This is a genomic window from Candidatus Desulfatibia sp., from assembly GCF_036446775.1.
Taxonomy (GTDB): Bacteria; Desulfobacterota; Desulfobacteria; order Desulfobacterales; family UBA11574; genus Desulfatibia_A.
The window spans coordinates 1-22423 of sequence record NZ_JAZFTO010000009.1 but is presented as its reverse complement, the minus strand read 5'-3'; the positions used below and the strand labels follow the sequence as shown (position 1 = coordinate 22423).

21 protein-coding genes are annotated in these 22423 nt (G+C 46.0%); 18 read left to right on the top strand and 3 right to left on the bottom strand.

Annotated features, from left to right (window positions below):
* From V3S16_RS00495 to V3S16_RS00475, 5 genes are all read left to right on the top strand, one after another.
* Positions 1 to 426: hypothetical protein (locus V3S16_RS00495; RefSeq protein ID WP_413882712.1), on the top strand; the 426-nt coding region annotated here is incomplete at its 5' end.
* A 1045-nt stretch (positions 427 to 1471) separates the two neighbouring features.
* Positions 1472 to 1873 carry a response regulator gene (locus V3S16_RS00490; protein ID WP_413882711.1) on the top strand — a complete coding sequence of 134 codons (402 nt, stop codon included), beginning with the start codon at positions 1472 to 1474 and terminating at the stop codon, positions 1871 to 1873.
* A gap of 255 nt (positions 1874 to 2128) precedes the next feature.
* The gene (locus tag V3S16_RS00485) at positions 2129 to 2575 is read left to right on the top strand and encodes a DUF1566 domain-containing protein (protein WP_413882710.1); all 447 of its coding nucleotides are present in this window, start codon (positions 2129 to 2131) and stop codon (positions 2573 to 2575) included.
* Between the two features lie 442 nt (positions 2576 to 3017).
* On the top strand, positions 3018 to 3242 hold the full coding sequence (locus V3S16_RS00480; RefSeq protein ID WP_413882709.1) for a hypothetical protein: 225 nt from the start codon (positions 3018 to 3020) through the stop codon (positions 3240 to 3242).
* Between the two features lie 25 nt (positions 3243 to 3267).
* The gene (locus V3S16_RS00475; RefSeq protein ID WP_413882708.1) at positions 3268 to 3627 is read left to right on the top strand and encodes a response regulator; all 360 of its coding nucleotides are present in this window, start codon (positions 3268 to 3270) and stop codon (positions 3625 to 3627) included.
* Here the strand turns inward: V3S16_RS00475 and V3S16_RS00470 are convergent.
* Together V3S16_RS00470 and V3S16_RS00465 are read right to left on the bottom strand one after the other, a co-directional pair.
* Positions 3624 to 5741: an ABC transporter ATP-binding protein gene (locus tag V3S16_RS00470; RefSeq protein ID WP_413882707.1), complete on the bottom strand. Its 2118-nt coding sequence runs from the start codon at positions 5739 to 5741 to the stop codon at positions 3624 to 3626. The two genes, V3S16_RS00475 and V3S16_RS00470, sit on opposite strands and share 4 nt — an antisense overlap.
* 11 nt (positions 5742 to 5752) lie before the next feature.
* Positions 5753 to 7528, bottom strand: a complete 1776-nt coding sequence (locus tag V3S16_RS00465) for an ABC transporter ATP-binding protein (RefSeq protein WP_413882706.1) — start codon at positions 7526 to 7528, stop codon at positions 5753 to 5755.
* Positions 7529 to 7724: 196 nt separating this feature from the next.
* Between V3S16_RS00465 and V3S16_RS00460 the strand changes: the two genes are divergently transcribed.
* The 13 genes from V3S16_RS00460 (at position 7725) to V3S16_RS00400 (ending at position 22061) form a co-directional block, all read left to right on the top strand.
* Positions 7725 to 8135 carry a cobalamin B12-binding domain-containing protein gene (locus tag V3S16_RS00460; RefSeq protein ID WP_413882705.1) on the top strand — a complete coding sequence of 137 codons (411 nt, stop codon included), beginning with the start codon at positions 7725 to 7727 and terminating at the stop codon, positions 8133 to 8135.
* A 116-nt stretch (positions 8136 to 8251) separates the two neighbouring features.
* The gene (locus V3S16_RS00455) at positions 8252 to 9973 is read left to right on the top strand and encodes a methylmalonyl-CoA mutase family protein (RefSeq protein ID WP_413882704.1); all 1722 of its coding nucleotides are present in this window, start codon (positions 8252 to 8254) and stop codon (positions 9971 to 9973) included.
* Between the two features lie 38 nt (positions 9974 to 10011).
* Positions 10012 to 10905, top strand: coding sequence for a formylglycine-generating enzyme family protein (locus tag V3S16_RS00450; protein ID WP_413882703.1), 894 nt, complete (start codon positions 10012 to 10014; stop codon positions 10903 to 10905).
* 111 nt (positions 10906 to 11016) lie between these two features.
* Entirely contained in the window at positions 11017 to 11958 is a 942-nt protein-coding gene (gene meaB, locus V3S16_RS00445; RefSeq protein ID WP_413882702.1) for a methylmalonyl Co-A mutase-associated GTPase MeaB, read from the top strand.
* Positions 11959 to 12316: 358 nt separating this feature from the next.
* Positions 12317 to 14773 carry a heavy metal translocating P-type ATPase gene (locus tag V3S16_RS00440; protein WP_413882701.1) on the top strand — a complete coding sequence of 819 codons (2457 nt, stop codon included), beginning with the start codon at positions 12317 to 12319 and terminating at the stop codon, positions 14771 to 14773.
* Positions 14774 to 14779: 6 nt separating this feature from the next.
* Positions 14780 to 15826 (top strand): YncE family protein, encoded by a 1047-nt coding sequence (locus tag V3S16_RS00435; protein ID WP_413882700.1) that lies wholly within the window; start codon positions 14780 to 14782, stop codon positions 15824 to 15826.
* Between the two features lie 79 nt (positions 15827 to 15905).
* Complete coding sequence (locus tag V3S16_RS00430) at positions 15906 to 17186, top strand: ABC transporter permease (protein ID WP_413882699.1); 1281 nt, start codon at positions 15906 to 15908, stop codon at positions 17184 to 17186.
* Entirely contained in the window at positions 17179 to 17850 is a 672-nt protein-coding gene (locus V3S16_RS00425) for an ABC transporter ATP-binding protein (protein WP_413882698.1), read from the top strand. Before V3S16_RS00430 ends, V3S16_RS00425 begins: the two co-directional genes overlap by 8 nt.
* 20 nt (positions 17851 to 17870) lie before the next feature.
* On the top strand, positions 17871 to 19040 hold the full coding sequence (locus tag V3S16_RS00420; RefSeq protein WP_413882697.1) for an ABC transporter permease: 1170 nt from the start codon (positions 17871 to 17873) through the stop codon (positions 19038 to 19040).
* Between the two features lie 65 nt (positions 19041 to 19105).
* The gene (locus V3S16_RS00415) at positions 19106 to 20386 is read left to right on the top strand and encodes an ABC transporter permease (protein ID WP_413882696.1); all 1281 of its coding nucleotides are present in this window, start codon (positions 19106 to 19108) and stop codon (positions 20384 to 20386) included.
* On the top strand, positions 20379 to 21065 hold the full coding sequence (locus V3S16_RS00410) for a DUF3047 domain-containing protein (RefSeq protein WP_413882695.1): 687 nt from the start codon (positions 20379 to 20381) through the stop codon (positions 21063 to 21065). Before V3S16_RS00415 ends, V3S16_RS00410 begins: the two co-directional genes overlap by 8 nt.
* Positions 21066 to 21103: 38 nt before the next feature.
* Positions 21104 to 21502 carry a MerR family transcriptional regulator gene (locus tag V3S16_RS00405; RefSeq protein ID WP_413882694.1) on the top strand — a complete coding sequence of 133 codons (399 nt, stop codon included), beginning with the start codon at positions 21104 to 21106 and terminating at the stop codon, positions 21500 to 21502.
* Between the two features lies 1 nt (position 21503).
* The gene (locus tag V3S16_RS00400; RefSeq protein WP_413882693.1) at positions 21504 to 22061 is read left to right on the top strand and encodes an RNA polymerase sigma factor; all 558 of its coding nucleotides are present in this window, start codon (positions 21504 to 21506) and stop codon (positions 22059 to 22061) included.
* A gap of 8 nt (positions 22062 to 22069) precedes the next feature.
* Here V3S16_RS00400 and V3S16_RS00395 read toward each other — a convergent pair whose 3' ends face one another.
* Positions 22070 to 22213, bottom strand: a complete 144-nt coding sequence (locus tag V3S16_RS00395; RefSeq protein WP_413882692.1) for a hypothetical protein — start codon at positions 22211 to 22213, stop codon at positions 22070 to 22072.
* Positions 22214 to 22423: the final 210 nt, after the last annotated feature.

Here is a 22423-nt window from a genome sequence, read left to right as displayed (position 1 = left end):
AAGGAAGAAAAGCGTCTTTGGGAGGACTTAAGGCATGGGTTGTTTTTAGGATCAAAAAGCTTTGTTGAAAGGATTCGCAAAGAGCATTTGCCGTCAGAAACGGAATCAGCCGTACCCCAGCAGACTCAAACGGCAAAGCCTTCGGATCCGGTTAGTATGTTGCGTACGGCCGAACGAATGCTCAAGTGCGATGTGCAGCGTTTTGTTGAAGCCGGCCGGGTGTCGGGACCCGAGAAAGATAAACGTGATTTAATGATTTATTTGCTTTGGAAAACGGGTGGTTGTAACAATGATCAAATTGGCCGCTTATTTGGTGTAAGCTATTCAGCGGTAAGCCATGCTGTAAGGTCGTTAAAATCCAAACTGAAGGATAACCACGAGCTGTTAACTACATTCAATAAGCTTAATTCACAATTCAAGCTTTGACCCCTTTTCCCTTTAGACGGAGCAGCAAGAGTTGATGAAACAGAGGTTACTTGTCCGGTTTTGGTCGTTTCCGGAGCCGAAGATCGGATCACTCCTGCTTCTGTGGTTCAAAAGGTTGCAAACAAATATAAGACGGTTTCAACATATAAAGAATTTGCAAATCATGCCCATTGGGTCATGGGTGAGCCAGGCTGGGAAAAAATAGCGGAATTTATATCTAACTGGATGCAATCAAGTAAAGATGAACACACCTCATGAGGAAATTAACAATGGAATGGAGTAAACGTAAAGTAATTTTTGGAATTTTACGTGAAGGCTTCAGACTTTTGAAAGACTAAGGCATGCTGCTCACGCCTGGCGTTCGACGATAATTATCCTATAATTGAAATCAGCCTGCTCCTAAAATTCAACAATACAATACGGAATATTCAATTTAGGCTGATTGAAGGTTCCTGCCTTGAGCCTACTAAAAATCAAACCCCAAAATTTGCGTGATTGGGGGTTTCCGAATCTGCTATTGACCCCAATAAATCCCCTGGTGTACATCCAGGCAAGAAATCGTCTGTTTTTGCAAGCCTTGTCTGATTCAAGGTATTGTGTTTCAGAATAATGATTCAATAACTAAATCTCATTTTTACTAATATAGACTTTTAAATATATAGAAAAATGTGGGTTTTCAATCAATTGGTAGAAACCTTCTTTTGGGTACGAGAATTTATGGCAATGTCGAAGTATCTTCTAATGAAAATTGAAGATTTCGTGAGATTTTCAAAGAAAATTCCTTTTGCTTAAATTGTTCAAAATTCTGTATTATGGAGGATCTATTTAAAATAATTAAAAAAAGGCTGAGCTCAAAAAAGGGTGTGTGTTTGGTTCCTTAGCAGCCGACACTAAAGAATATTTAATCATACCAACAATGTATGTTTTGTTAATAACTTGTTTATAACTTTGATCTAAATCCTTTTCTTTCGGTTTGACACAATTAAGCTGGCCTTTTATATATCCCCAACTCCATAAATGTAAGTTTATGGTGGTCTACCCAAACTTGCAAACAACCCAAACCTTAATTGGCTATCCTGTTTATACCATGCACCATATTTTAGTCATTGATGATGAAAAATCAGCTCTGTATATAATGCGGTTGGCATTAACGAGGGCTGGTTTTGAAGTTGAAATTGCCCCGGATGGACAAAAGGGTATCCAAAAGTTTGAAGACGGTCACTTTGATTTGGTCATCACTGACATTTTGATGCCGGGAAAAAATGGCAGAGATGTCGTTAAGCACATCCGCAGTTCCACAAGGCCTTCCACTCCGATCATAGGTTGTTCCGGAACGCCCTGGTTCCTTAATGAAAGCGGCTTTGATGCTGTTTTCGCAAAACCTTTCCCGCTTAAGGATCTGATTAATACTGTTCGGGATCTTTCCTCAAAAGCAGTTGACATTTAATAAAATTAAATGTAATATAACTTATTAATTATAATAGATAAATCAGATTTTGTTACGTTTTACTGCCTTTAATTATCACATTTTCAAGCCCCAAGATTTGCGTGATTGGGGTCCCGAATCTGCTATTGACCCAATAAATCCCCTGGTGTACATTAAGGCAAGGAATCGTGAATTTGTGTCCTCTATTTTTCCTTCGATATAGCCCACAATATATGGGCCTATTTGGAAGCCGTATATAGGGCGATAATGCAAGCCATGAATAGAATAGTTTGTGCCGTATTGATTGCATTGTTGGCAGTTTCTTGTACATCTGATGCCGAAACAGAGGCAGGCCGGGATGCTACCTTTATTAAGTATGCTAATGGAGTTATTTACGACAAAAAAACAGGCCTTGAATGGTATACGGGACCTGATAAGGAAACAAACTGGAACGGGGCTAAGCAATGGGTAGAAAGACTGCAAGTGGCTGGCGGTGGCTGGCGGATGCCGACAAGAGAGGAACTTAAAACTCTCTATGAAAAAGATGTTGGAACACGCAACATGACACCTTTGTTAGAAACCACCGGATGGTGGGTGTGGTCGGGGGAAACAAAAGGTTCGTCATCGGCTTGGGGTTTCGGCTTCCCCCACGGCCGCGAGGGCTGGATCTACCGAGACAGCGCCATCACCGGGCGGGGTTTTGCAATGCGTTCCCGAAAATAGGCAAATTGGTTTTTGCACATTTGATTATTCAGGGGCACAGGGGGATATATCCCCATTCTGTTATCACACCTACCAATTTATTTAACATCAGATTGAAGGTTCCTGCCATGAGCCTACTAAAAATCAAGCCCCAAAATTTACATGATTGGGGTCCCGAATCTACTATTGACTCGATTAATATTTTGGTGTGACTTAAGCGGAATACCCAGTGTAACTTCAAAATCTACACTTTTTGCAAACCTTATCTGATGCAAGATATTGTATCCTCGGAATAGCGTGTATGGGTATGTCCTATACCCACTATATACCACCCCAAATCCTACTTGATTCATTAGCAAAAAAATATTAAAAATTATGAAAACCAAGCGAAAAGAAGCAGGGTCGAAAATGGTTCTGTTTTTTTAATAAATTACTTTAAAATTTTCAGATATGGGATCTGCCTGTGAACATAACTACTACAAAAGCTTTGGTATCAACTCAAAATTTCATTCCTTTGCATGAAAGTGCTAAGAAAGTTGCGGTTTGCCTTGACCTTTACCCCAAGCGATATGGAAGTAAAGTTGTATTTACAATACGCAAACCAGATGAATCAGATGGCAACTATACACCTAACGGAAGAAAATTGGTAAAACCAAATTACACCCACTCTATTGATATTTATGTTTGATTACAGTTAATGATGAGAAAATACCATGCACAATATTTTAGTCATTGATGATGAAAAGATGATTCTGGGCTTAGTTCAGTTGGCGTTAACAAGAGCAGGCTTTGAGGTTGAAATTGCCCAGGATGGACAAGAGGGTATCAAAAAGTTTGACGACGGTTGCTTCGACTTGGTCATCACTGACATGCTGATGCCGGGAATAAATGGCAACAATGTTCTTGAGCACATACGTAATTCAGATAAGCTATACACTCCGGTCATAGGTTTCTCTGGAACACCTTGGCTGTTTGGAAGTAACGGATTTGATGCTGTTTTCACAAAACCCTTCCCGCTTAAGGATCTGGTTAATTCTGTCCAGGATCTTTCCTCGAAAGCAGTTGCCAATTAATATTTCTCAACCTCTCGAAATTTATTCAGCTTATAATAAATTCCGCGCAGGGACATCAACTCTTCATGGGTACCATGCTCTCGGATTTGGCCATGATGCATGACCAGGATACGATCCGCTTTACGGATCGTGGAGAGCCTATGCGCCACAACAAAGGTGGTGCACCTTTTGGCCATTTTGAAAATGGCTTCCTGTATCAGTCGTTCCGTTTCGGGATCAACGCTCGCGGTGGCCTCATCAAGTATAAGTACCTTTGGATTATATGCCAAGGCTCTGGCTAAGGACAACAGTTGGCGTTCTCCTCCCGAAAGTGTTGATCCCCGCTCCCCCATTTCCTGTTGGAAGCCATCCGGCAGCCTGCGGATAAACCTATGGGCATTTGCCTCTCTTACAGCCTTCTGAATGGCCTCCACACTGATCTCATCCTGTCCCAAAGAAATATTATCTATAAGGCTACCTGAAAAAATGAATACGTCCTGCATAACAAAACCGATATGGGACCGAAGTTCATTCTTCGACCAGTCCTTTAGGTCGATGCCGTCTAGCAGGACTTGTCCCTTGTCCGGATCATAAAACCGTTCAATAAGGTTGACCACAGTAGTTTTTCCTCCCCCTGTAGCGCCAACCATGGCCACCATTTCTCCAGGTTTTACCTCGAAAGAGACATTATGCAGGATGTAATGATCATCTTTGTAGGCGAAAGAGACATCCTTGAATTGCAAGTGTCCTTTCACTTGCGTTGATCTTATAGGATTAACAGGCTCCGGGATCTCCTCCTTGTGGTCCATGAACTCCAAGATTCGCTCAGTGGAAGCCATGGCCGATTGCATAATGTTGTATTTTTCGGAGATATCCTGGAGGGGCCTGAAAAACATTCGGATATAGCCAATAAAGGCGACCAACGAGCCCAGGGTAAGCTGTTCACTGATAACTTTTCCACCACCGTGCCATATAAGCAAGGCCACGATAAGGGAGGCCAAGGCCTCCATTAGGGGCATAAAAACGGCAAATACTCGAATCTGTTTCATTCCTGCCAGATAGTTTTCATGATTGATCCTGGTAAAACGCGCCATCTGAAATGCTTCTCTGGTGAAAAGCTGAATGACGGGCATGCCCGTAATGCACTCCTCCAGGAAGGTGTTTATCATTGCTACTTTTGCCCGGAGTTCCCTGAAGGCCTCCCGTGCCAAATAGCTGAATAAGAGAGTAATCCCGAATATAATGGGAATAAGAGTGAAGCAGATTAGGGCCAGACGCCAATTGAGATAAAGAAGAACCACCAGTATACTTGTAAGGATAAAAATATCCTTGAAGACCGCGACCACTACCGACTTAAACATCTCGTTCAGATTTCCTACGTCATTGGTAACACGCGTGACCAGACGCCCCACCGGGTGCCGATCAAAAAAGCTCACAGACTGCGACTGTATCCGTTGAAACAACTGAAGACGAATATCCTGCATGATTTTCTGGCCGGTCAGTTCAAGAATATAGTGTTCTACATAACCGAGCCCAAAGGAAGTAAAAAGAAAGACAAAAAGGACGATACCAACCATGGCAACACCTCTTATATCCTGCTCCCTTACTTTTCGAATCTCTTCAGGCTTTAAATTATTGAGGTTTCTAAGTGGAACGAGAATGGAGCCGTCAGCCATTGTCAGTGTCTCTATGCCCTGGTTCCTGAAAATAGAATGGTTTTGAGCGTCAATTCCGACTTTGTAAAACCGTTTTTCAGAAATGACGCCCTTGCTCCTGTGTTCATGAAGTTCGGAGGGATCCATGCTTTTGATATCCATGTGGGCAATGAGGCCATGGGAACCATCCGGGCTCATTTCTAAAATATGGCCGTACTTTTTTATAAATTTCTGAACAATAGTCTTTTCCATGACTGCAAGATCAACCAGATACCAAGAGGAAAGAATGTATCGATCAATGGCTATTTTTGAAAGATAGGGAAGAGTCAGATTCAGGGCTGTGATCAGGATGGTTAGAAAGACGGCCGTAGATATAAACTTTTTATAAGGAGCGGCATAATGTGCCAATCTCCGCAACAGCCTTAAATTATAGGCCTTACCCAATGCTCCCTCTTCCATATATCCATATTCGCTGTGCATGATTAGATAATTCAGATCTCCAATTCTTGGGCTATAAGTTGTCTTTCGTAGAGTCGGGCGTATTCATTCCCTGCTTCTATAAGGGTGGTGTGTTTACCGGTCTCTAACAGCTCTCCACTTTTCAGAACCACGATGAGATCTGCCCTGCTTATGGTTGAAACTCTGTGTGAAACGATCAGATTTGTTTTATGTTTTCTAAATTCTAAGATACGGTCCAGGATGCGTGCCTCGGTGCGAGTATCCACCATCGAGAGCGCATCATCCAGGATCATGATGGGCGGATCTGAAATGAGGGCGCGGGCAATGGTCAGGCGCTGCCGCTGACCTCCTGAAAGGGTAACCCCCCTTTCACCAAGAAACGTATCCACACCTTTTTCAAAGGTCTGGATCTCATCATAAATCTGAGTCGCTCTTAAAACGGCTTCCAGAGCAGTTTCTGAAATTCCGTTCCTGCCAAACAGGATATTGTTTCGAATGGTATCAGAAAAAATAATCGTTTCCTGAGTCACAAAACCAATATTTTGTCTCAGGGTTTTTAGAGAAATATCATGCACATCCATACCATCAATAAAAACGGTACCCCGGGGTATATCGAAAAGGCGGGGAATGATTTTAAGAAGCGTCGTCTTTCCAGAGCCAACCTCACCCACTAGTGCCACGGTTTGTCCCCTTCCGATAGTGAGATGAATACTCTTTAGTGCGTACCTTTTCTGCCCGGGATATTTAAAACTGAGCTCTTTGAATTTGACGCTACCCATTATTTGAGTGACATGCAGGGGATTAGGCAGATCAATAATTTCGGGGACTTCCTCAAGAATGTGATTGATCCTGCGCATGGATGCAGAGCCTCTCTGGACAAGGTTTACAACCCAACCCATGGCCGTCAAAGACCAGGCCAGAAGGTAGAGGTAACTGATGAAGGCAACAAAATCGCCTGTGGTTATATGTCCCAGGATGGTTAATCGACCTCCCATCCAGATCACAATGGCCAAACCCAAGTTGGCAAAAATAGCCATTAAGGGGAAAAAAACGGCGATGGTTCTTGCCAGCTGCATATTTTCGGATATATATTTCTCACCCTCTGCTTCAATTTTTTTATATTCCCACAACTCCCTGGAGTAAGCTTTGACGACCCGGACGCCTGCAAAAGCCTCCCGAACCTTTTCGGTCATATCTGCAAATGTCCTTTGAACCCGCTCATATCCGGTGGACATTCGGCGGGATAGAAGTATTGTACAGCCGACCAGGATGGGTGCCGGAATTAGGCAAATGAGGGTCAGAACAGGGTTGATAGATAACATGAATACGATCGTCATCACGCCCAGAACCACACTGTCAGTCACTGCAAATATACCTAATCCGGTTGCCATCCCGATGGCGTCAATATCGCTGGTTGCCCTGGCCATGAGGTCTCCGGTCTTGGTTCTTTGATAAAAAGAAGGGGATAAAGACTGAAGACGATCGTACAGCCTGTTTCGAAGCCCCTCTTCCACTTTCCTGGCATGACCAAATAAGAGATTCCGCCAAATATAGCGGAACAAAGCGATAACCAAAGCAATGGATATGATAATCAGGCCATATTTGAAAAGAACGCCGGAGGTTGCAGTTTTAAAGGTGAGAGAGTCGATGGCCCTTTTGATAACCTGAGGGATCAATACCTGCAGCAAGTCCACTAACAGGAGGCTCAGTAATCCTATTGCCAGATGCCATCGGCCCTTAATGAAATATTCTTTTAAGGGCATGAAATTCTTAAAAATACCCTTCAACGGAAATTCATTTCTTCTCATAGCCAAACAGATACTGGGACAGTAATGATGCTTTCGATTGAGTAGACCAAACAACAACTGAAATATTGCTATTTATGGAAAAAGTGTGATAATAGCAATATACTACTTTGTAGCACAAATGAAATAAATATTGGAGATCTTTTTCCCTGGTAATGACTTGGAGGGAGGCAGGACTCAACACAGGAGGTTCATCGTTATGGGTTCACCTGTTGAAAGCAAAAAGATTAGGGTGGTTTTGGCTAAATCAGACATGGACGCACATGACAGAGGTGTGAGGTATTTGGCAAAGGTCTTTCGCGATCAAGGCATGGAGGTGATTTTCATTCGATATCGGATTGTTGATGAGGTGGTTGCTATTGCCCAGCAGGAGGATGCGACTGTGATTGGCCTGAGTTTTTACGGTTCCGGTCTGATGTATGACACATCCAGAGCTCTGGATCTTCTTAGGGAAAAGCAGATGACCGATGTGCTGGTCATCCTCGGTGGGACTATTCATGAAGATGCGGCCGCAGATCTGAAACGTAAGGGATTGAAAGGAGTATTCACTCCGGGCACTCCCATTGAAGATATCATCACTTTCGTAAAAGAAAATGTACGTAAACGTTAGGCCTAACCCGGATCCGCCCCGGCGGAGAATCAAAAACGGATTTGTTTTAACCGCAGAGAATTTAGGCTTAAAGGTCACGGTTTTCGAAATCAATGTAAAGATAAGGAGGATTTTAGATGCTTGAGAAAGAAGCACGAGCACATATCGTGAGGCTTAAGAATATTTGGGAAAAGGAATGCCACGAAAAAATTAGGATAGAAAATGACCAAACGCCCACCAATGCCTCCGGCATAGAATTAAAACCGGTTTATTCCCCCCTTGATATTGAGGGCCTGGAGTTAAAAAATATAGGTTTTCCAGGCGTGCACCCCTTTACCAGGGGAGCGGCACCATTGGGATATCGTGAACTCCCGTGGATGATGCGGACTGGCTTTGGCTATGGCACGGGTAAAGACACCAAAGAACGCTGGGAATATCTGAAAAAGTTGGGAATGAGGTTGCATGTGGGCAGGGAAGACAGCGAGAGTGAGTATCCCAAGTTCAACATCCTTACCGATTTGCCCCATCAGCGAGGCTATGATGCCGATGATATCGAAGCCCGGGGAAGGGTCGGCGATTGCGGGCTCTCAGTGAGCACGATTGAAGATCTTGACCTGCTCTTTGGCGACTTACCTTTGGATAAGTTAAATATCACCTTCATCACCTTTGATCCCACACTCACCCTCACGGCGATGTTTGCGGTTTTTGCGCAGCAGCAGGGCTACAATATATCTCAACTCAAGATGCAGACGCCACATATCTTGTACGGCCAGTGGAATTGGGATACCATCTCATTTCCACCGGAAAATGCATTGAAAATGATGGTCGAGAATATCAACTTCCGCATCAAAAATATGCCGCTCACCCTGCACACCAGTGTCAGCGGCTACAATATGGTTCAATGCGGTGCAACGCCAGTGCAAGAAGTGGCCTTTACCATTGCAGTGGCAATGGCAATAATGGACGCATGCTGTAAAGTCGGGCTTGATCCCAATGAAGTGGCATCAAGGTTTTGGTACCATGCGCATCTCGGGATGGATATTTTCGAGGAAGTCTCAAAAATCCGCGCCTGGCGCAGATTGTGGGCCAAGACCATGAAAGAGCGTTACGGGTGCACCGACCCTCGGGCATTGAGCATTTTTGTAAGCTCAATGACTGGGGGGCTCAGCTGCCCAGCCCAAGAGCCATTGAATAATATCATCAGGTTAACCATCCTCACTTTAGCCGGAGTATTAGCCGGTGTAGACGGTATCTGGACAGCCTCATACGATGAGGCCCTGGCCATTCCCAGCAAAGAATCAGTACAACTTGCCGTCCGGACACAGCAGATACTCTACCACGAAACCAACATTCCTGCCGTAACAGACCCGCTAGGGGGCTCCTACTATGTAGAATCATTGACTGCTGAAATAGAGAAAATGGCATCTGAATTGATCACCAAGATAGAGGGAAAGGGTGGGGCCTTTAAGTGCTGGGCTTCCGGATGGTTCAGGATGGAGCTTGAGCGTTCAGCCAATGAGTTGCAAGAGAAATTAAACACAGGGGAAAAAGTGGTGGTCGGCGTAAATAAATATCGCCTTGAGAAAGACACCCAAAAAGTCAATGTGTTTAAACATGACCCCAGCTACGAACAAGATGCTGTGGATAGGGTCAAACATTTTAAGGCGAATCGAGACACTCGCCAAATGGAGATGGCGCTGGAAGACCTGAGCGACGCCACGGAAAAGTTCCTGGCTGAGTGGCCGGCATCCTGCGGAACATTGATGCCCAGCATTATCAAGGCTGTGGAGGCCAGCGCGACCTGTGGTGAAATTCAAGGGGTGTTAAGGAAAAAATGCGGGTACGGATACACCTATTGAACATCTCCTTTTAATCATTTCGTCTTGCAGGTGAGGCCATGAGAAGAAAATTTAACTTAAAAAAAGACAAATTAATTCTTATTTCATTTTTAACGATGACGTTGGTCGTTTGGTCTTTTCCTTTGTTATGGGCTGGTCGGGGAATTTCTAAACCAGGGGGGATCTGGCATGAACCTGTGACCGGAATGGCATTTGTTTGGGTACCTGGTGGGTGTTTTCAAATGGGAAGTCCTTCAGGCGAGGCTGGACGAGACCCGGACGAAGGCCTGGTGCATAAAGTGTGCGTGGACGGATTCTGGATGGGGAAGACCGAGGTGACGAATGCGCAATACCGGCAATTTAAAATCGATCACGTCAGTCAGGAACACAGAGGTTTCTCCCTTAACAGAGACGACCAGCCGGTTGTCTATATGAGCTGGCATGATGCCAAAGCCTTTGCGAAGTGGCTCAATGAGCAGAACCATAAACGATATCATTTCAGGCTTCCCACCGAAGCAGAGTGGGAGTATGCTTGCAGGGCGGAAACGACCACAGCTCGATACTGGGGTGATGATCCGGATAAGGCGTGTGAGTATGCCAATGTAGGGGATCTTACGGCGGAACGCGAGTGGCCCTATTGGGAGGTTAACAATTGTGAAGACGGCTACGAAGTGACGGCACCCGTAGGAAGCTTTACACCCAATGCATTTGGACTTTATGACATGCTTGGTAATGTGTTTGAATGGAATGAGGACATATACGGCAAGGATGCCTATGGCAATCACCAGCGTAACAATCCTGTATTCACGGGTGACGGATCGTACCGGGTGATCCGGGGCGGATGCTGGTACAGCTGGCCGGCGGGTGTGCGTTGTGCCGGTCGCAGCGACCATCCGCCTAATGGCCGGGACCGGGACTATTTTCTGGGCTTCCGTCTTGTGAGGATACCTTGACTATTCAAAATTTCTGCAAGAAAGAGGCAGATTTGTTGGCAAAAGTAAACAAATGGAACCGGATATAAAGTTATCCGGAAATTATTTGGAGGATAAGTGAAAGAGGTAAATATGAGCCTGTCACAGAAGATCTTAAATGGGGACTTAACAGCTGCTTCACGTCTGATGACAGATATCGACGAAGAGATTGATTCGGCGATAAAAGAACTGAAGGAGCTATACCCAAAGACCGGTAAGGCCTGGATTATCGGCATCACCGGCTCTTCTGGTGTGGGGAAAAGTACCCTTGTGAACAAAATGGTAGAAGCTTTTAGAAGCGGATCGAAAACAGTGGGAGTCATAGCAGTTGATCCCACCAGCCCTTTTAGCGGGGGAGCCATTTTAGGGGATCGGGTCAGGATGCAATCCCACAGTACCGATGAAGGAGTCTTTATTCGCAGTCTGGCCACGAGAGGACATTTGGGAGGGATTTCCCGCTCTACCCATGACATCATCAAGGTGATGGATGCCATGGGGAAAGACAGTATCTTTGTAGAAACTGTTGGGGTGGGACAAGATGAGGTAGACATCGTCAACGCTGCTGATACCACGATCGTGGTCTTGGTACCGGGGTTAGGCGATAGTATTCAAGCTATGAAAGCTGGAGTCTTGGAGATTGGGGACATATTTGTAATAAATAAATGCGAGCGGGAAGGCGCCGACCGGCTCGAACAAGAACTTAGTTTTATGTTGCAAACTGGGGATAACCGTTCTGATGATTGGACGATACCTATTTACAGGACAGAAGCTCTTAAGGGAGTGGGAATCAATAAATTGATGTTGGGAATCCATCGACACCAAGAGATGCTTAATCGAAAAGGGCTTCGTCAGCAGCGTGAGAAGGAGAGAGTGAAAATTGAATTTCTCGAAATCCTTAGATCTTCGTTAATGAACAAACTTTTACAAAAATTAAGTCAGAATGGGAATCTGGACCGCATGTTAGAGACTATAGCGAAAAGGGAGAGAGATCCCTACACTGTGGTTGAGGAGATCATACAGAATATTTTACCTTAAAATGGAACGAAACTATAAACAATAATAAGGCCTTAAAAGGGCATTTTCAGGGTCAAAAAGAGCTGTTTAAGACGATTTTAGGGCCTATTTTAAGCTTCATTTGCTGTTATTATAGTAGGTTACTGTGGCCCGACCCCAAATAACACTTCTTAAAATTTAAGGCTACGATGCACAGTCTTTAGCCTCAGTTCAAGATTTCTCCTACTGAACAACCTTTTTGAAAACTCAATGTAAGTTAGAATTTCCAACTTTTTTTTCTAATAGCCCTTGACCTGTACCAGGGTACAGGTCTTATATTGCCATTGGAGGTGCAAAGTGGAAAAAACTGTAAAAATATATGTCAACAGGAGGAACTATTATGAACATATCAAGCACAATAGAATCCACTCCACCTTTGTGGAGCGAGGAGCTTTCAAACAGGCCTGATCGGGCCAGAATTCGGGCCAGGATCGGCGGTCTTCACTGTTCGCTTTGCACCGGCACTATTGAAAAGGCGCTGGGCAACCATCCAGGCGTTGATAACGTCGCGGTCAGCTTAACCCATGAGCAGGCTTTGGTAGAGTATGATCCGGTTGTGGTACGTCCCGAAGAGCTGCTTCAGACACTTCGTGACATCGGTTATACCATCTCAGATCCACGTAAAGTGCGGCCTTTCGAAGAGGAAGAGCAAGACCTGATTCGTGAGGGGAAGCGCTTTCTTACAGCGATTGCATTCAGCTTGGTCGCAATCGCCCTTAATGCCGACCCCTCAGGTGGTTGGACCATTGCTTTGCCCGCGGTGGTGTTTGCCAGCATGGTAGCACTTCTTTTCCTTGTCCTGCGAAGGTCATACGGCCTGTCGGCAGCTATCGGGGGCGCTGCGGGCCTGAGCGCAGCAACGGTAGCCTTGTTGCTTTTCCAGCGGCAGGAGCTTATGAAAGAGGCAACGCCGTTCATTGTGGGCGGGCTGGCCGTCGTCCTCATATTCGGCATTGGAAACCATATCCTCCATATGGCAATCCAGTCAGCGCGTCGCGGCATTCTAAACCAGCACGTGTTGCTGGAAGTCGGGGCCTTTGCCGGCCTGGCAGGGGGTCTCCTCGGCCTTATCTTTAACCCTCCCGGTTATCCCACAACTTCATTTTTTGCTGTATCAGTCATGGTTGTAACCTACCATATCTTTTCGGAGTGGCTGTCTCTGATTGTTAAGACCCGTAGTTCTCAGGCTGTGAAGCGACTACTTGACCTCCAGCCGGATACGGCCAGGGTGCTGCGGGAGGATAAGGAACTTGAACTTCCGGTCGATGATGTTGTCGTAGGTGATCTGGTTCGAATCAGACCTGGTGAACGCATACCTGTTGATGGTGAAGTGTTTAGCGGTGCTTCTGCCGTGGATCAGTCTTTGGTCACAGGTGAACCCATGCCGGTTGAGAAACTAAAAGGGGACACTGTCGTCGGGGGATCGATTAACGGCACCGGGACGCTGCTAATAAGGGTCACGGCGGTCGGGGATGAGAGCTTTCTTCAGCAAATCATCCGTCAAGTTGAAGATGCGCGGGCCCTAAAGCCCGGATTGTTGCATCTGGTGGATCGTGTGCTGCGTATTTACACGCCCACAATTCTAGCCTTATCGATACTTGCTCTTATTGGCTGGCTTGTAGGTCCTCTTTTGCTTGGCCGGACCGTAGATTTGCAGCGGGCTGTTTTTGCCGGATTGAGCGTGCTGGTCATGGGATATCCCTGTGCACTTGGCATTTCAGCGCCGCTTTCCATTGTTCGCGGCGCAGGAGAAGCTGCCGAAAAAGGCATACTCATGCGCACCGGGGAAGCCTTCCAGGGATACAGGCTCTCAACCCATGTTGTCTTTGACAAGACCGGGACACTAACCGAGGGGCGTCCGCTGGTTAGAGAGATTGAAACCATAGAATCCACCGAGCATGAGCTTCTGGCGCTTGCAGGAGCTGCGGAGGCGTCCTCTGAACATCCGTTGGCACAGGCGATTGTCAATGCTGCTTCCGAACGTGGAGTAGACCTGCCGGAGGCAGATCAATTCGAGGCCTTACCCGGCCAAGGTGTTACGGCATACATAGAAGGTGCCAACATTCTGGTAGGCAGTCCCAGTTTCATGCAGGAACAGGGAATAAGCCTGGATCATCTTGCTGATCGGATCGGTGCATTAGAAGAGGCCGGACGGACAGTAATTGCAGTTGCTAAGAATGAAGATCTGGTCGGTATTATGGCCTTGGGTGACAAACTCCGGCCAGACGCTGTTGAGACTGCTGCCGCCATGCGAAAGGCCGGGCTAAAAACGGTTTTGCTTACCGGTGACAACGAACGCGCAGCCTGGCGTGTCGCTCGGGAAGTTGGCATCGAAAAAGTTTATGCGGGTGTCCGGCCGGGTGATAAAGCAGATATCATACGCCGGCTTCAGGCTGAAGGTAAAGTCGCGATGATAGGTGACGGAATCAATGATGCCCCTGCTTTGATGCAGGCGGATATCGGGATTGCCATGGGCAGTGGAACAGATATCGCGATTGAGTCGGCCGACATCATCATTGTGGGAAACCGCTTGAAATTGACCCTGACTGCTCGTGAGATCAGTCGTCAGAGTTACCGTAAAATGCTGCAAAACGTCGTACTGGCTTTCATGTTTAACGGCATTGGCATTCCCGTTGCGGCCACGGGGCTTATCTATCCGGTTTGGGCCATGGCGGCCATGGCAGTCAGCGTTACCGCCATCTTTTTCAACTCGCTCTGGGGAAGGCCGTCCCTGTTCTTTGATGCGATTCTCAGCGTCGGTCAACCGATTCAGGTGGAATCGCCTGAGAGTGCATAGCAGCTGATGAAACGGAAAAAAATAATCCGGGGTGTCGTTGTTTTTCTGGTACTCAGCGTTGGGATCGGCATCAGCCTGTATCTGGTACCGAAGGCAGCGGTACGACTCAGATGCATAAACTGGCATGAAAAAATACTTTCCGGCTTGAAGTCTGATAGAGAGTACGTCTTTGTCGCTATGGGCGTCTGCGATTCCGTCCTGGCCATTGATACTATCACCCATGAGGTGGCAGCAGCAGTTAAGATCGACGGCAAATTCCCCCACGGCATCGCTGTCACCCTTGACGGAAAATATATATACGCAGCCAATCAGCAATCTGACGATCTGACCGTCATCTCCGTAGATGGCTTCAGAGTAGTAAAGACCATTGCTGTTGACGATTTTCCCTCAGATGTGGTTCCTTCCATGGATGGCCGGAAACTTTTTGCGGCTAATTTCAAAGGGGGTACGGTTCAAGTTGTTGACCTGTCTACACAGCGAGTTGAGAGGACCATAAGTAGCAGACGGGCTACTCATTTTGGAGTTGTCCCCAACGGCAGATGGATATACCTGACCAACTGGGATGAAAATATGGTGACAATCCTGAATGGCCGGGCTGAAAAGGTCCTGAAGACCTTAGCCATGGCCGAAAATCCTAATCATATCACAGTTAGTCGTGACAGCAAGCTGGTCTTTGTAACAAATTATAGTAGTGATACCCTCGCAGTAGTGGATGCAGAGGCCGGAGTGATCTTAAAGACCATCAAAGTGGGCCACCACCCCATGGCTGCCGCCATCACCCCCGATGGCCGTTGGCTTTATGTAACCAATATCGACGCGGGGACAGTCTCAGTTATTGATGTCGAACGACTGAAGGTAGTTAAAGAGATTGTTACCAAAGGAACTCCGCAGCACATGGCCATGGATCGAGGCGGACGGTTGCTTTATGTAACCAATCCAGAGCGAGAGGGCCTCCAGGTAATTGATACAACTACTAATGCGGTCGTCAAGGATATCTATACCGGACCGGACCCCCAGCAAATAGCACCTCGGTACTTATCCTACATGAGATGACGTGATTTTAGTGATCATGTATGGGCATAGGTCACGAATATAAGTCAATTTTCTCAAAGCATGACAACAGGGTTGCATTATGGGTATGCTCCTTTATGGTTTGAAAAATGTAGGGCGAAATAAGATACGAACCTTGATAGTAGTGGTTCTCATCGCGCTCCCCTTTTTTGTATTGCTAATGATGTCTTCCGTTGAAAACGCTATGAACAATCAGATAAAGCGCATTCGGGAGAATGTGGCAACCCTGATACAAATACGCCCCCGTGGCTCATTAGGACATATCAATCAAGCCGGTGGGTTGAACAGATTGTTGCCGGGCGACGTCACTGGAAAGATAAAGGGCCTGAGCCATATAACAAAAGTTGAAACATACCTCATCGCCCTTGAGCCGATCGCCAATTACTATATGACGGTTCACACGGGTGTCAGGATCGGAGATAAAAAACGGCTGGAATCACACGGAGAGGTAGGCGACCCTAAAATCATAAAAGGGCGGGACTTTACCATGGAAGATAACGGCCAAGATGTGGCTATTGTGGGGAAAGCCTACGCCCATAAGGTTGGGGTGGATGTGGATGCATTTAACGGCGAAACCTACTTTGAAAAAGAGGTGCTGCGACCCGGTCCCGGAGTGTTGAAAAGTGGCCTGAGGTCCATAGGCGGAAAGCCCTTTAAAATCGTGGGGATCTTCTCCAGCGAATATAATTTCGGAGATAACCAAATGTTTCTTCCCTATGAGACTTTTAAAAGGCACTATAAAGTCAGCGAGGAGGTCTCTAAAATATACATTACCGTAGATTCTGTAGAGAACCTGGAAAAGGTCGCAGATGAGGTCAGGAAAAGGTTAGGACCCCTGGCGGACGTGATTACTGCAAAGAGTGGTGCAAAATTTGTGAGTCTAGCCCTGGGGACCATGAAAAAGATTACACGGGCATGGGTCATCATCAGCATCCTGCTGATGATCTTGATCATCCTATTTTCCATGCTTCTGGTCACTGACACGCGCTATAAGGAAATCGGAACCCTGAAAGCGATGGGCGCTTCCGCCTCCGATATCGGGAAGCAATTTGTCACAGAATCTGTTATACTGACTCTTCTTGGTGGAATTCTGGGAACTATCCTGTTCAAAGTTATGGGGTCCAGGATCGGGAAGGATTTTTTTACTCACACGTTTTATGTTTACATGCCGGGGAAATACGGGCAAAGCCTGGTTGAAAATATTATTCTGCGCTATGACCTTTCTATCGCAACGATTATTTTGCTCGTTACTGTGAGTATAATTGTCGGTTTGATTGGAAGTTCTTATGCCATTCTCAAAACCCATAAGATGAGTCCCATGGAGGCCATAAGGTATGGATAAAAGTACAGCTAAATTAATAGGTGTTGTAAAAACCTACGGAAAGGGCCATTTGGCGGTTAAGGCCTTGGACGGCATAGATCTGAATGTCATGGAAGCTACTATGACCGCCATAGTAGGCCCCAGTGGAAGCGGGAAATCCACATTACTGCATGTTATCGGAGCAATGGATAAGGCCACAAAGGGAGAAGTAGAGGTGGTGGGCGTGGATTTAAACGCCCTGGACCAAAAAGGCCTGGCTAAAGTACGACGGGAACACATCGGCTTTGTGTTTCAAACCTTTAATCTCATTCCCATACTCAGCGCTCTTGAAAACGTGATGCTACCTATGGAATTCATCCGCAAAGGCCGGCGCCAAAAAAAGGAAAGGGGCCAACATCTGTTGAGAAAAGTCCATTTGGATCACAGATTGCGACACAAACCCACTGAACTCAGTGGAGGGGAGCAGCAGAGAGTTGCCATCGCGCGTGCTTTGGCAAACGATCCCGCTATTGTGCTTGCCGATGAGCCCACGGGTAATCTGGACACGAAAACGGGTAGGATAATCTGCGACCTGCTGAGAGAGATTGCCGCAGAGAAGACCGTGATCGTTGTGACACACGACGAACATATCGCGGACAATGCCGACAGAGTGATTTACATTAGCGATGGTCAATTGCATGCATGAGATCGATAGGAGACATTTCTATGAACATCATCTTACGAAGTATACGCAATATCGGTAGAAAAAAATTCAGGACATCTCTGGTGTTAATCTTCTTAAGCCTCATCATTGGACTTTTTGTGATTATGGTTCAGGTAAGCGTTACCTCTTCCCAAAAATATGCTGAGATGGAGACGCGTATTCGGAACACTATTGAGCTAAGGCCTGTTGGCAGCCTGAGTGCGGGGGGTGTGAGGATAAGGCTATTCCCATTTGAAAGCACGATGGCGAGTATTAAAGGGATTCCTCATATTTCAAAGGTAGAGCGCTATCTTATCAAGAGGATTTTCCATGAGGAAGAATCCTTTGAAATCATTATAGGATTGGACCCGGAGTCCTCCCTGAGGGTCATAGGTGAGCCCGAACCCATTGATACGACCATAGTTGCAGGGCGACGGCTAATTGAATCTGACAGGGATCAGGCCGTTGTAGTGATGGGAAAAGCATTGGCTGAAAAGAAAGGCATATTCGTTGATGATGTTGAGAGGGCCACGGTCCAATTTAATGAAACGGCTTTTACCGTCATCGGCATTTTTGCTTCAGGTAATGAGTTCACCGACAACCAGACATTTGTTCCATTTAACATTATGAAAAAGCTTTACAATCCGAAAGGGGTTTCCAAATTTTTTGTCACGGTGGACAATATCCGGAACACGAAAAGTGTGGTCCAGGAATTAAAAACCATCCTAAAAGAAGCGGATATTATTGCCAACGAAGCCTCCATTGAGTTTGTCAAATCATCCCTTGAGGTTATCGGAAGTACGACGCTCTACTCCTCGTTTTTCTTCTTTGTCGTGGGAGCCCTTTTAATCATCTTTGTCATGATGCTTGTATTCCGTGAGCGGCAGACAGAGGTGGGCATCCTAAAAGCGTTAGGCGCATCAAATACTGATATAGCCAAGCAGTTTGTACTGGAATCGATTTTTCTCACCCTTCTGGGCGGTGTGGGGGGCCTGGCCGTATCTGCCGTAGGTTTGTACTTTTTCAGCCTCACTTGGACGAATATCTCGTTTCAGTTGGTCACTACGCCGCTGCCTTTTTTAACTGTTATTGAAATGATTATAGCTTCCGTTGTCTTAGGAATCGCAGGGAGTGTCTACCCCATCATTCGATCTTGGAGACTTAGCCCCGTGGATACCTTGCGGATGGGGTAGCTGCCGGTCTAAAGGTATGGGAAAAAACCAAGCCACAAAGCGCCAAACAAGGAAGGGCGGTTGTCATGGGAATGCTCCTGTACGGATTGAAAAATATATATCGCAATAAGATCAGAACCTTTATCATAGTTTTTCTGATCTCCTTGCCTTTTTTTAGTGTCTTGATGATGGTTGCTATGGGAGCAGGCATTGACTTTCAGACTGCCAGAGTAAAGGAAAATATCGGCAATCTGATTCAGGTCAAGCCGAAAGGGGGGTTCGGTACGGTTAATATTGCGGGTGGATTAAACCAGCCGCTGCCGGAAAAAATTATCAATCAGTTAGGAACCATTGAACATGTTACAGAAGTCACACCATACCTGACGGCGATTGAACCGATTGCGGGATATTACATGACGCTTCATATCGGCATAAGGGCCGGTGCTCGAAAAAGACTTGGCTCTCATGGAGAAGTGGGCTATCCGAACATTATCCTTGGACGAGATTTTACCGCTATCGATAATGGGCAAGACGTAGCTATCCTGGGCAAGGAGTACGCCAAGACTATGGGAATCGACTTAAAAGCGTTTAATGATGAAACCTACTTTGAAAAAGAAGTCTTGAGACCGGGTCCCGGCCTTGTGAAAAAAGGGCTCAAATCTATTGGGGGCAAGCCGTTCAAAGTGATCGGAATCTTCGAAAGCGGGTATAACTACGGAGATCACCAAATGTTCATTCCCTATAACACATTCAAAAAGCATTATGGCATGCAAGATAGGATATCAAGTGTCTATGTAACGGTTTATTCCGTGGATAATGTTGAGCAGGTAGCCGCAGAGATTATGGAAAAATTGGGCGACCAGGTGGACGTGGTTACTCAAAAGTCGGGAGCCAGATTTGTAAGTAGAGCCCTGGGAACCATTGAGAGGATATCTGAAGTCTGGATTATTCTATCGATTATGCTGATGGTTTTGATCCTTCTATTTTCCATGCTCCTGTCTGTAGACGAGCGCCATAAAGAGATAGGAACCATGAAGGCCCTGGGAGCGGGAACACCCGACCTGGCGAAACAATACTTGACGGAATCGGTGGTGCTCGCTCTGCTGGGTGGCATCACAGGTGTTATTCTTTTTAAATTTATAGGGCCGTTGGTTGGAAAGACCTTTTTTACCGCCATATACTACGTGTATTTACCCGGGCAATATGGACAGAGTCTCTTTGATAATCTCACAATACCCTATGCGGTTTCGGGAAGGGTTGTTCTGACATTGTTGCTCGTGAGTATCGTCGTCGCCGGTATTAGCAGCCTATATGCTATTTTAAGGGCCAGCAGGCTGAGTCCCATAGAGGCCATCGGATATGTATAGAAAGGTTAAAGTTATTTGTTGGTTAATATACTTGTCTTTCCTCCTTGTGCCAACGGTACCCTTTGCTAATGGACAAGATGGTTATGCATCGCAAAAACAGGTCTTATTTCTAACCAGACTCAATCAACCTTTGGATCAGGAGTGGAAGCATCGGAAATTTGTAAACGAAACCCGATATGCGCTTGTGAGAGACGAGGGTAAACCGGCAATTCGGGCGGTGGGTCAGGAGTCTTCCTCAGGGTTGTATAAAAAAATCAATTATTCCGTGAAGGAGTATCCATGGTTGCAATGGGAATGGAAACTGGAAAAGGCTCACAAAACTGCCGATCTGACAATAAAAGAAAGAGAGGATATGGCTCTCGGGGTTTTTGTAATTTTTCCACACTCATGGCTGCAGCCCTGGAAGACAAAAAGTATAGCGTACGTGTGGACGGGGCCAAACCATCAGCCGGGGCAAATCGTCATGAATCCTCATCATCCCTATTTTATTCTGGAAGCCGGAGAAGAGAAAAAGGGTCGCTGGATAACCGAAAAGCGAAATCTTTTAGAGGACTACAAACGGGTCTATGGTGAATACCCGGCAAAGAACCCCAAAGCCCTTGGGCTCTTTACTGATAACGACCAGACCAAGGAGCCTGTGGTTGGATTTTATGGACCCATCAAGGCCACAAAAGATTAGGATGGTACAGGGGTAACTTGTGGGCAAAGGAGAAAATCATGGAAAAGCTGACCATTGGCCAATTGGCTAAAAAGGCAAATGTGAATCTTGAGACTATTCGTTATTATGAGCGCCGGGGACTAATCCCTGAACCTCCCCGCAACAAGAGTGGTCATAGGGAGTATTCTTTGGAAGCAGTTAAGCGCACGGGATTTATCAAACGCTCCCAGGCACTTGGTTTCTCTCTTAAGGAGATTTCAGAACTCCTGTCCTTAAGAATTAAACCCGGTACGAACCGTGCCGATATCAAAGGGCGGGTAGAGACCAAGATTGCGGATATTGATAAAAAGATAGCCGATCTTGAGCAAATGAAAGCAGCGCTGTTAAAGATGGCCAGGCAGTGCGCGGGTAGAGGCCCAATCTGCGGATGCCCGATATTGGAGGCGCTCGACAACTGAGATGGAAAAAGAAATCCTGCACAGCGATGAGGAATTGATGCTGAGAGTCCAAAAGGGGGACATGCAGGCCTTTGAGGTGCTTTATGACCGTTATAACAAACGGCTTTTCCATTTTATTTTGAGGTTTGTCAGGGAAAGAAACTTGGCGGAAGACATCCTTCAGGAAGCATTTCTCCGTATTTTTAAAAAAAGAAAAAGCTACCGAAAAACAGCCCATTTCTCAACCTACCTTTTCACCATCGGACGAAATCTCTGTTTAGACGCCTTAAAAACCTGGGAAAAAAGGCATATCTTTTATGACCAGGAAAATTATGTAAAAAAGGCCATGGACTTGTCCAAACAGCCTCCTGAAAAACTGGAAGATACTGAAATGAGCGAGATAGTCCAGCGCGAAATCCATACGCTGCCCCGGGATTTAAGAGAAATTCTTCTTTTGAACAAATACAGCGAGTTGTCCTACGAAGAGATCGCCCGGATTGTAGAGAGCACTCCGGCCGCTGTTAAGCAAAAGGCTTACAGGGCCATGGTTTCCCTGAGACGGAAATTGAAAAAATTGTAACAGTTCAGCTATCTTTGACCGGATAACAGGCCCGCCCTGGCGCGACTTCCATAGAACATACTAAGGATGCTGTAAAATATATAGTCCAGACCCAAAGATGCAAACTTGTAAATCCAGGTCTGGGCCAGGGATAGACTTGATTGTTTTTTCATCCTGTTGATCACTTAATTCAGATCCCTGGCCCAGACCTGGATACAATAATATTGTTACCAATATGTGATATTTACTGGGAATAGCCCAGCATAAACGGACTTTATTACATCGCACTCTCCGAGGCGTAGGCTCATGTCTCTACGAGCCGGAGGCCAGGGCAGGCCTTGACCTTACGCTTAATTTCAACTTTTCTCTCTCCAAAATTAAGA

Excerpts from the sequence above, each read along its gene's own strand:
- V3S16_RS00450 (WP_413882703.1), top strand. The coding sequence starts at position 10,012 with ATGAGAAGAAAATTTAACTTAAAAAAAGACAAATTAATTCTTATTTCA.
- V3S16_RS00420 (WP_413882697.1), top strand. The coding sequence starts at position 17,871 with ATGAACATCATCTTACGAAGTATACGCAATATCGGTAGAAAAAAATTC.
- V3S16_RS00405 (WP_413882694.1), top strand. The coding sequence starts at position 21,104 with ATGGAAAAGCTGACCATTGGCCAATTGGCTAAAAAGGCAAATGTGAAT.
- V3S16_RS00460 (WP_413882705.1), top strand. The coding sequence starts at position 7,725 with ATGGGTTCACCTGTTGAAAGCAAAAAGATTAGGGTGGTTTTGGCTAAA.
- V3S16_RS00465 (WP_413882706.1), bottom strand. The coding sequence starts at position 7,528 with ATGAGAAGAAATGAATTTCCGTTGAAGGGTATTTTTAAGAATTTCATG.
- V3S16_RS00455 (WP_413882704.1), top strand. The coding sequence starts at position 8,252 with ATGCTTGAGAAAGAAGCACGAGCACATATCGTGAGGCTTAAGAATATT.
- meaB (WP_413882702.1), top strand. The coding sequence starts at position 11,017 with ATGAGCCTGTCACAGAAGATCTTAAATGGGGACTTAACAGCTGCTTCA.
- V3S16_RS00435 (WP_413882700.1), top strand. The coding sequence starts at position 14,780 with ATGAAACGGAAAAAAATAATCCGGGGTGTCGTTGTTTTTCTGGTACTC.
- V3S16_RS00400 (WP_413882693.1), top strand. The coding sequence starts at position 21,504 with ATGGAAAAAGAAATCCTGCACAGCGATGAGGAATTGATGCTGAGAGTC.
- V3S16_RS00485 (WP_413882710.1), top strand. The coding sequence starts at position 2,129 with ATGAATAGAATAGTTTGTGCCGTATTGATTGCATTGTTGGCAGTTTCT.
- V3S16_RS00415 (WP_413882696.1), top strand. The coding sequence starts at position 19,106 with ATGGGAATGCTCCTGTACGGATTGAAAAATATATATCGCAATAAGATC.
- V3S16_RS00470 (WP_413882707.1), bottom strand. The coding sequence starts at position 5,741 with ATGCACAGCGAATATGGATATATGGAAGAGGGAGCATTGGGTAAGGCC.
- V3S16_RS00395 (WP_413882692.1), bottom strand. The coding sequence starts at position 22,213 with ATGAAAAAACAATCAAGTCTATCCCTGGCCCAGACCTGGATTTACAAG.
- V3S16_RS00430 (WP_413882699.1), top strand. The coding sequence starts at position 15,906 with ATGGGTATGCTCCTTTATGGTTTGAAAAATGTAGGGCGAAATAAGATA.
- V3S16_RS00425 (WP_413882698.1), top strand. The coding sequence starts at position 17,179 with ATGGATAAAAGTACAGCTAAATTAATAGGTGTTGTAAAAACCTACGGA.
- V3S16_RS00440 (WP_413882701.1), top strand. The coding sequence starts at position 12,317 with ATGAACATATCAAGCACAATAGAATCCACTCCACCTTTGTGGAGCGAG.
- V3S16_RS00475 (WP_413882708.1), top strand. The coding sequence starts at position 3,268 with ATGCACAATATTTTAGTCATTGATGATGAAAAGATGATTCTGGGCTTA.
- V3S16_RS00410 (WP_413882695.1), top strand. The coding sequence starts at position 20,379 with ATGTATAGAAAGGTTAAAGTTATTTGTTGGTTAATATACTTGTCTTTC.